This window comes from bacterium (assembly GCA_018814885.1).
Lineage (GTDB): Bacteria > Krumholzibacteriota > Krumholzibacteriia > LZORAL124-64-63 > LZORAL124-64-63 > JAHIYU01.
The window spans coordinates 19541-27965 of the sequence record JAHIYU010000102.1; the positions used below are offsets into that span (position 1 = coordinate 19541).

Annotated in this window: 7 protein-coding genes; 5 read left to right on the forward strand and 2 right to left on the reverse strand. The window is 69.2% G+C overall.

Annotation, left to right across the window (positions count from 1 at the left end; all coding sequences use genetic code 11):
- Window positions 1-47 precede the first annotated feature (47 nt).
- Complete coding sequence (locus KJ554_06375) at window positions 48-1604, forward strand: hypothetical protein (protein ID MBU0741957.1); 1557 nt, start codon at window positions 48-50, stop codon at window positions 1602-1604.
- Here the strand turns inward: KJ554_06375 and KJ554_06380 are convergent.
- Both KJ554_06380 and KJ554_06385 read right to left on the reverse strand, forming a co-directional pair.
- Window positions 1565-2419 (reverse strand): alpha/beta hydrolase, encoded by an 855-nt coding sequence (locus KJ554_06380; protein MBU0741958.1) that lies wholly within the window; start codon window positions 2417-2419, stop codon window positions 1565-1567. The two genes, KJ554_06375 and KJ554_06380, sit on opposite strands and share 40 nt — an antisense overlap.
- The gene (locus KJ554_06385) at window positions 2416-3252 is read right to left on the reverse strand and encodes an MBL fold metallo-hydrolase (GenBank protein MBU0741959.1); all 837 of its coding nucleotides are present in this window, start codon (window positions 3250-3252) and stop codon (window positions 2416-2418) included. The genes KJ554_06380 and KJ554_06385 overlap by 4 nt, the downstream gene beginning before the upstream one ends.
- Window positions 3253-3381: 129 nt before the next feature.
- Here KJ554_06385 and KJ554_06390 point away from each other — a divergent pair, with 129 nt between their 5' ends.
- The 4 genes from KJ554_06390 to KJ554_06405 all read left to right on the forward strand — a co-directional run.
- Window positions 3382-5082, forward strand: coding sequence for a tetratricopeptide repeat protein (locus KJ554_06390; GenBank protein MBU0741960.1), 1701 nt, complete (start codon window positions 3382-3384; stop codon window positions 5080-5082).
- Entirely contained in the window at window positions 5082-6146 is a 1065-nt protein-coding gene (locus tag KJ554_06395; protein ID MBU0741961.1) for a hypothetical protein, read from the forward strand. Before KJ554_06390 ends, KJ554_06395 begins: the two co-directional genes overlap by 1 nt.
- A 22-nt stretch (window positions 6147-6168) precedes the next feature.
- Window positions 6169-7659 (forward strand): glutamate--tRNA ligase, encoded by a 1491-nt coding sequence (locus KJ554_06400; protein ID MBU0741962.1) that lies wholly within the window; start codon window positions 6169-6171, stop codon window positions 7657-7659.
- A 33-nt stretch (window positions 7660-7692) separates the two neighbouring features.
- Window positions 7693-8425: phage holin family protein (locus KJ554_06405; protein ID MBU0741963.1), on the forward strand; the 733-nt coding region annotated here is incomplete at its 3' end.

Below are 8425 nucleotides of genomic sequence, written 5' to 3' on the forward strand. Positions count from 1 at the left end.
TGTCTGCACCTTTCTTTTTCGCCGCCAAGACCCGAGAAGGATGTGAGTTGCGCGACAGAATACACATGCTGCCGCTGGTGTTTTCGCTGCTGCTGATGGCCGGCCTGATGCTGATCCAGGGCGACTGTATCCAGGAGGACGCCTTCATCTCGTTCCGCTACGCGGCCAATCTCCTGGACGGCCACGGCTTGACCTACAATCCCGGCGAGAGGGTCGAGGGCTACACGAACTTCCTGTGGACAGTGATGCTGGCCGGCGCCATGGCCCTGGGCGCGGATCCCGCCGCGGCGGCCCGCACGATGGGATTCGTCGCCGCCCTGGTCCTGTGCGGCGTCGTGATCCGGACGGCGCGGCTGGCCCGTCCCGGCAACCGGTGGGCGGGCCTGGTCGCCGTCGCCCTGCTGGCCGGCACGCCGGGTTTCGCCGCCGAGGCCGTGCAGGGGCTGGAGACCGTCTGGTTCGCCCTGCTGGTCACCGTGGGCGTCGTGACGGCCGTCCGGGCGCTGGAGTGCCGGGTCCCCCGGCGCGCGGCCGGGTTGTCGGCGTGGTCCGCGCTGGCGCTGATCCTGGCGGCGTTGACGCGTCCCGAGGGCGTGGGCGTCCTGCTGCTCGTCGTCGCCGGCGCCTGGTACGTCTCGCGACGCGGCGCCACTCCGTGCCGTCGCTGGCTCGCGATCGCGGCCGGCGCCTTCGTCCTCGTCTATCTGCCCTACTGGTGGCTGCGTTTCGACTACTACGGGTACCCCCTGCCCAACACCTTCTACGCCAAGACCGGCGGCGGTCTGCACCACCTGCTGCGCGGCCTCGCCTACCTGGGGCGCTTCCTGCTGCACCATCCGGCGGTGGCCGCGCTGAGCCTGGCCGCGGCGCCCTCCCTGCGCGCCCTGCGAGAGCGTGATGTGCGGCCGGCGATCGCGGTGCCCTGCTTCGTCACCTGCGGGTACCTGATCTACGTGGCCCTGGTGGGCGGTGATTTCAAGGAGACCTGGCGGTTCGTGCTGCCCGTGCTGCCGCTGTGGGCCCTCGTGCTGGACGCCTGGGCGGTGGGGGCCGTCGCGCGCCGCGGTCCCGCGTCGTCCCGCGTCGCGTGGGGTCTCGTGGCGGTCGCCATGTTTAACGCGTTGCCGTCGACGCCGGGCACCCTGCGCTGGTCCCGCCACCGCGTGCGCGACCTGGAGCGCCGCACCGTCTGCGGCGAATGGCTGCGGGACAACGCGCCGCCCGGCGTCACGCTGGCCATCCATTCGGCCGGCATCGTCCCGTTCGTCAGCGGTCTGCGGACGATCGACATGTGGGGCCTGAACGACCTGCACATCGCGCACCGCCGCATGCCCGGCATGGGCCGGACGCGCCCCGCCGGACACGAGAAGTCGGACTACGGTTACGTCTTCGGTCTCGGACCCACTTACATCCTGCCCCGCGGCTGGGCGATGGTCACCGACGCGCCGTACCGCGGCCTGAAGGGCGCCATGTTCCCGGGGGTGGACGCGTGGGTCGAGTACGGGGAGAGATACCGGGAGCGACACGTGCCCCTGCCGCCGGCGCCGGGCGAGGCGGCGCCGCGCTATTTCAATTTCGTCGAACTTTCGTCCTCGAGCGAATAGGCGATGATCGCGCCCGCGACCTGGATGGGCTGCTCCAGCATCACGAAGTGACCAGTCTGCGGCATCAACTTGTAGCCGATCGTCTGCGCGTTGGCGTAGCCGATGCTGTCAAGATGCTCCAGGGGGTCCTCGTACGGGGGGAACATGGTGGCGCTGCCGATGACCAGGATCGGCACCGTCTGGTACGCCAGCTCCTCCCGCAGGTCGAAATCGAAGCTGCTCATCAGCAGCTGGGTGAAGCTCACGCGGTCCGTGCGCAGGGCCTGGTCGACGATCAGGTCCGTGATCTCCGCGTCCGGGCTGAGTTGCAGGAAATAGTCGGCCACGAACCGGTCGTAGTCGTTCAACAGCCTGTCCGTCACGTCGACCTTCTGCTCGGTCGTGGCCAGTTGCACCGGTGCCGCGTCGATGATGATCAGGCGCCGCACGTCGTCGGTGAATCTGAAGGCGTAGTTCATGGCGATCATGCCGCCGATGCCGTGACCGACCAGGATCGGCCGGTCGAGGCCGTTGTCCTCGATGAAGCGGGCCAGGTCCCGGCTGGCGGTTTCGATGGTCAGGTTCGGCACGGGCGCCGTATGTCCGTGGCCGGGCAGCTCGTAGATCGTCAGATTGAAGCCCGATTCGAGGAAGGGCGTGAGCTTCTGCCAGGCCTCGGCGCTGGAGCCCAGGCCGTGGATCAGCACCATGTCGTAGCCGGATATGGATTCCGAACCGCTCCGCCGCGGGGACCGGGGCTCCGCGCCGGGTGAGCTGCAGGCTTGCGCGGCCAGGACCAGGCAGACGATCGTCGGCAGGGCAGTGCGTATCTTCACGTCGTTTCCCCCCCGAGGCTGAAAATGTCGCCGTCCACGGCCGCGACGACGTCGCCCGCGAAACCGTCGCCCACCAGGCGCGGCAGATCCAGTTCCGCCGCGGCCGGATAGATGTGGGTCAGTACGACGCGGTGCGGCGCGGCCCGGACACACAGTTCCGCGAGGCGCGCAGGCGTCATGTGCCCGTCCACGCCGTATTCGTCCGGCATCGAGCATTCGACGACCAGCAGATCGGCTCCCGCGGCCGCCTCGGCCAGCCGGCCGCAGGGCCCGGTGTCCCCGGAAAAGACCAGGCTGTTCCCCTGTCCGTCACGGACGCGGAAACCCAGGTTCTCCGAGCTGAAGCGGTCCTCGAAGTGCTCGACCGCGAAGGCGCTAACCGCCGGGCCCGCGGTGTCGCCGCCGGCGACCCAGCCGCCAGCGCGCGTCGTCGGCGTGACGGCGTCGCCCGAGCCGATCTCCAGGACCTCGACGGTGCGGCAGCGGGGAACGACCCAGTCGCCGTAGAGCTCCCCGAGGCGATCCAGGTAGCCGGCGAGTCCCCGGGGGCCGATCAGCTGCAGGGGGCGCGTGTTGCACAGGACTTCCGAGCGCATGGCGAAGAGCAGCGCCGCCAGGTCGGAGCAATGATCCAGGTGGAGATGGGTGAACAGCACGGTGTCGATCTCGTCGAGGCCGTCCGGGCCGTGCGGCGACGCGACCAGCCTCACGAGCGCGCCGGGACCCGGATCGAGCAGGACCGTCCGGTCGTCCACGCTCAGCCAGTACGCCGCCGGTCCCCGCACGGGTGTGGGTATGGCGCCTCCGGCGCCCAGGATCAAAACGCTTATCATGATGTACAAGCAACAATAGCCGCCGGAATGAGTCAAGGCGCGAACCTGGACACCTGCTCCGGCGAACACTATCATGACCTGTCGAATCGATGAGTCCGGCGCGACGCCGGATTTCGGGAAAGGAAAGGCATGATCCCGCGAATTCGCATCGTTGCCGCGCTGGCGTTGCTGCTGTCGGTCGTCCTGATACCGGCCGCCGCGGCCCAGGAGAGCACGACGCCTCCCGATTCGGCCGGGGAAATCCTCTCCAGCGGCATGAGCGCCGAGGAGAAGATCGGCGCCATCAACCGGTTGATCCTGCTCAATCCGCGGAATTCCGATCTGTACAACAATCTAGGCGTCATCTACGCGGAGCGGCAGGAGTGGCTGCTCGCGCGTGACGCCTTCATCGCCGCCGTCCAGTGCGACCCGCGTCAGCCCGCGGCCCACAAGAATCTGGGCATGGTCATGGTCAAGCTGGAACAACACGACACCGCCGTGGCCGAGTTCGAAGCCTATCAGCGTCTCTCCGCCGACGGCGGGCGCAACGCCTACAAGATGATCGGCGACGCCCGGCGCGACGCCGGCGACGCGCAAGCAGCGCGGCAGGCCTACGAGGACGGTCTGCGCGCCTACGGCGACGCCTTCGGTCCCGGCTCGGCCGAGCTGGTGATGGCCCAGGCGGTGATCCTGGAGGAGAGCGGGGACACGGCGGCCTACGAGTCACTGCTGCGCGAGTACGCCGGGCCGGCGCGGGACTACCTGGCGACGGCGGGCGGTGAGCCGACCGACCCGGCCGGCCGGGCGTCGCTGGCAATCACCTCGCGGCTCCTGAAGATCATCGTGGACAACGCCGGGCTGATGACCGAGTCCGGGCTCCATGCCCAGGCCGCGGCCGCCTACGAGCAGGCCATGGAGATCGCCCCCGACAGGGAAGAGCTGCTGCCCCTGGCCGCCTTCGCCTGGTTCGAGGCGGGCGAAACCATGAAGGCCAAGGTGCTGGCGCGCCGCGCCACCCTGGAAAGCCCGGAGCGTCCGGGCGGCTGGAAAGCCCGCGGGCGCATCGCCGAGGCCGAGAATCGCCCTCAGGACGCCATCGCCGCCTACCGCAGGGCCTGGGATCTCGACCCCGCCCAGAACGACGTGGCGGCCAGGATCGGCTCGCTGTACCTCTCCCTGGGCGACAACACCAACGCCCGCAAGTTCATGGGCGCGGTGGCCTCCGATCCCGATGCGCCGCCGGAGATCCTCTACAACTACGCCCTCAGCCTGCAGAGGGAGGGCGATCACGAACTGGCGCTCCGTCCGTTGCGCAGGGTGGTCGAGTATGCGCCGGACATGGAGTCCGCCTGGCGGGCGCTGGCCTCGTCCCTGCGGCACACGCAGAGGTTCACCGAGGCGGCCGGGGCCTACGGCACCGCCTTCGCGCTGGCCGGGGATCCCAAGCTGGCCTTCCAGCAGGGATACTGCCTCCAGCGGTGCGATCGTCCCCTCGATGCGGCGGAGGCCTACCGACGCGCCCTGGCGCTGGACCCCGCAGACACCAAATCGCGCTACAATCTCGGGTTGGCCCTGATCTCCGCCGGCGAATACGCGGAGGCCCTGGAAGCGTTTCGAGCCCTCGGCGAGCTGGAGACCGACTCGTACCGGGTTCACTTCAACACCGGCGTATGCCAGCAGAACCTGGGCCGGCACGAAGAGGCGTTGATCGCCTACGAGGCGGCCCTGGAGATCGACGAGACGTCCGCGGTCTGGAACAACATGGGGTTGGTATACGACGCCATCGGCGATAAGGTCGAGGCCAAGCAGTGCTACGCGGAAGGCAAGCGCCTGGAGACGGAGGGCAAATGATGTTCGGGAAGTCGCATCCGGTCGTGTTTCTGCTGTTCATGATCCTCGTCCCCCTCCTGGCCGCGCCGGCGACCGGGGCGGAGGAGCATGCCTCCACGCTGCCCGTCCTGACACGGGACGGCCCCTATCCCCGCATCTCGCCCGAGCAACTGGCGGAGTCGGGGTTTCCCGACCACAAGCACGCCTTCTTCTGGCCGGACTGGGAGCCGCTGCGGGACGAGGACGGCAAGCCCTACGGCATGGGTTCGGTCTGCAAGGGCATGGTCTGGCAGGACCGCGCGGACGTGATCTCCGAATCCGGCCTGATGATCCTCGGCCTCGTGAAGCTCGAATACCACGCCGGCAACAAGCGGTGCGTGGTGGCGCCGTTCGTGGAGATCTGCGAGATGGCCTTGCGGGACGTCTCCGACCTGCTGGACCTGACGGCCACGGACACCCTCCGCATCGTCAACACCAACATGATCGACGCGTACACTTCGCGCACCGGCCAGGGCACCTGGCGCATGTACAAGCGTGCGGGCGATCTCTGCATCGTGCAGCCCATTCCCATCCTGGTGGCGCGCACGCTGGCCGGACACGCCGCCTACGACCTCGTGGCCGCCTGGCTGCTCGACGAGAACGGATGCGACGCCCTGCCCCCCTGGCTGCGCCAGGGCCTGGCGGCCTACGTGGCGGAAATGGGCACGCATCTGAACAACTACATGCTCCAGTTCCGCGCCGAAGGGGACATCCTGCTCACGCCCGCGGAAACCGATGAGCTGTTCTCGGCCCCCCCCCTCAGCGACTCCGCCCAGGACCGGAAGATGTTCCGCATGGCGCGCTACGCGGCCTTCCTCATGGCCTGGCGCCTGATCGAGGAGCGGGGCGGCATGGCGTCGATGCGCGCGTTCCTGAGCGCGGTCCGCGACGGGCGCGATCCCGACGAGGCCTGCGCGGAGATCTACGGAACGGACCTGTACGCCCTGGCCACGGCCCTGGATCCCACGGTTCTGGGTGAACCGCAGGGGGAGTCCTTCCAGACGCGCAGGCCCCACATCCCGCTGGCGCCGACGGCCGGGGAATGACCGAGGAAGGATCGACAGCCCCATGAGCGAGCAGAAGGAGATCCGCGTCCGCTTCGCGCCCAGTCCCACGGGATACCTGCACGTGGGCGGTGCCCGCACCGCCCTGTTCAACTGGCTGTACGCCCGCAAGACCGGCGGCAAGTTCGTCCTGCGCATCGAGGACACCGACCGCGAACGGAGCACCGAGGAGGCCTACGCCGCCATCCTGCGCGGCATGGAGTGGCTGGGGCTGGACTGGGACGAGGGACCGGGCGTCGGCGGCGATCACGGGCCCTACCTGCAGTCGGAGCGTCTGGACCTCTACCGCGAGACCGCGGCGACGCTGCGCGACACGGGCGTCGTCTATCCCTGCTACTGCACCACCGAGGAGATCCAGGCCCGCAACGTGGCGAGGGGGGAGGAGACCAGCGCCGGCTACGACGGTTTCTGCCGCGAATTGACCGGCGGGCAGCGAAGCGGTTTCGAGGCGGCGGGGCGCGCGCCGAGCTGGCGCCTGCGCACGCCGGACGACGGCGTCACCTTCTGGTACGACATCGTCTACGACAGGCGCGAGTTCCCCAACGCGTCGTTGACCGACCGCGTGGTCGTCAAGCAGGACGGCTATCCGACCTACAACTTCGCCGTGGTGGCCGACGACCACCTGATGGGCATCTCCCACTGCCTGCGCGGCGACGACCACGTGAGCAACACGCCTTTCCAGCTCCAGGTCTACGCCGCGCTCGGCTGGGACGCGCCCAAATTCGGTCACATGCCCATGATCCTCGGTCCCGACCGCAAGCGTCTGAGCAAGCGCCACGGCGCCACCAGCGTGGAGGAGTTCGCGCACCAGGGCATCCTGCCCGACGCCATGATCAACTACCTGGCCCTGCTGGGCTGGTCGCCCGGCGGCGCGGGGGACGAGGTCCTGTCCCGCAGCGAACTCATCAAGAAGTTCAGCCTGAAGAAGGTCAACAGCTCCCCCGCCGGCTTCGACTACGACAAGCTCAACCACATCAACGCCCAGCACCTCAAGAGGCTCGATCCGCCGCAGCGGCTCGCGTTGACCCTGCCCCTGCTCGAAGAGCGCGGCTGGACGGTCGATCCGGCCTGGCACGTGCCCGCGCCGGACACCCGGGGCTACCTGAACCTGGTCCTGAAGACCCTCGGCGGGCGCTTCAGCAACCTGCTGCGCGTGCCAGAGCAGATCGGCTTCTTCTTCGCCGAGGATTATCCCCTGGACCCGGAGGCGGTCGCGCAGCATCTGCACACCGATGCGGCCCGCGACCGGCTGGGCAAACTGGCCGGCGCCTGCGCGCGGGACCTGTCGTCGGACAGGCCCGTCCCGCAGGAGGATTTCGAGCGGGTGGTCCGCGCCACGGCGGAGTCCTCGGCCCTGGAGGCGGGCGATCTGATCCATCCCTGCCGCGTGGCCCTGACCGGTCAGACGCGCAGCGCCGGGATCTTCGAAGTCATGTGGCTGATAGGGGCTCCACGCGTCATCGCGCGCCTGCGCCGCGCCGCCGGCGCCGGCTGACGCACGCGTCCCGGACCCTGAACCGGGAGTCGAATCCTGTACCTGCGCATCCTCATCAGGTATCTGCTGGTCTGGGCCGTCAACGCGGCCTCGCTGGCGCTGGTGACCCTGATCCTGCCCGGCTTCTGGTTCGACACCGCCCTGCCCTACTGGTGGCGCGCGCCGTTGCTCCTGCCCGTCGAGTTCGCCCTGCTGATCCTCACGGTGCGGCCCCTGCTGGTCCTGGCCACCCTGCCCCTGAACGCCCTGACGCAGGGCTTGCCCACGCTCTTCATCAACGCCGGCGTGATCCAGCTCACGGCGGCCATCGAGCCGGCCTTCCACATCGAGGGCTGGTGGCACGCGCTGTTCGGCGTCGCCATGATCACCGTCATCAACACCAGCCTCACCTCCTGGCTCGGCATCGACGAGATCTACCCGCTCTTCCAGACGATCCTGCGCCGCCTGGGCATGCGCTACGGCCCCCGCGCGCGCCCCGGTCAGCGGCGCGGCCTGCTGATCCTGCAGATCGACGGTCTGTCCTGGCGCAGCCTCATGCGCGCGGTGCGCCGGGGTCGCATGCCGGCGGTCTCGGCGTTGCTCGCCCTGGGTTCGCACCGCCTGTATCGCTGGCAGTCGGGCATCCCGTCCAACACGCCGGCCGTGCAGGGCGGGCTCTTCTACGGCACCCGTTCGGGCGTGCCCGGCTACCGCTGGTACGACCGCGCCCGGGACAGGGTGATGGTGGCCAGCCGGCCGGCCGACCTGCGCGACGCCGAGGCCGCCG